The 932-nt window shown below is 37.8% G+C and carries 1 pseudogene; it reads left to right on the plus strand.

The features are described from left to right. Window positions 1-462: 462 nt before the first annotated feature. Window positions 463-932 (plus strand): annotated as a pseudogene (locus tag BpJC4_RS15805) (zinc-binding dehydrogenase); the annotation flags it as partial.

Here is a 932-nt window from a genome sequence, read left to right on the forward strand (position 1 = left end):
ATAATTATTATAAAGCATAGGAGTAATACAATGAACGCACTCATTTTTGAAGAATTTGGCGGACCAGATGTCTTGCAATATAAAGATATTCCGGATCCTATCATTAATGAAAATGAAATTTTGGTTAGAACGAAGGCAATTGGGTTAAATTTTGCTGACATATACATGTGAATTTCCACATAATTTCAGATTGTGATTTTCAAATTATTCCAGATGTATAATATTCAATATTCAATACACGGCTTGATATGGAGTGGTGGGCATGGTAGGCTAGTTAGCTTTGACGATTTTCTTTTTTCTCCTAGCCCCATCGCCATCAAGCCATGCCCACAGAGGCTCCATGTCAAGCCACCAAAGGGCATCATTATTCGTAATATACAGTGCATATGTTTAATTTTTCGTAAAAAATCTGGAGATGAAAAAAACCGACTGTTTTTTGCCGAAATAATGTGCCCGTTTACAATATACAAAAGAAAAGGAAACTATCATTTAGAAGGTATGCCTCCTTACATATTGGGTTATGAAGGTGCAGGTATAGTTGAACAGGTCGTTGACGCTGTTACAAACTTTAAAATTGAGGAAAGAGTCGGATTTGCTGATGTGTCATTTGCCAATGCCGAACTGGTTGCAGTACCTAAAGAAAAGGCGATACCATTACCGGAAAATACATCCTTTGAAACAGCCGCCTCTATTTTATTGCAAGGCTTAACAGCTCAGTATCTGACAAAGGATAATTATGCAATTAAAGCCGGAAACTGCATTCTCATTCATGCTGCAGCCGGCGGAGTAGGCCAAAATTTGGTTCAGATTTGTAAGCACCTGGGAGGAAAAGTGATTGGCCTCACCTCTTCAATTGAAAAAGCAAGATTTGTTCTTTCTCTCGGAGCAGAACATGTATTTTTATATAAAGAAAATCGGAAAATCCCGGGTCA

The organism is Weizmannia acidilactici (assembly GCF_008974185.1).
Classification (GTDB): Bacteria; Bacillota; Bacilli; order Bacillales; family Bacillaceae_C; genus Weizmannia; species Weizmannia acidilactici.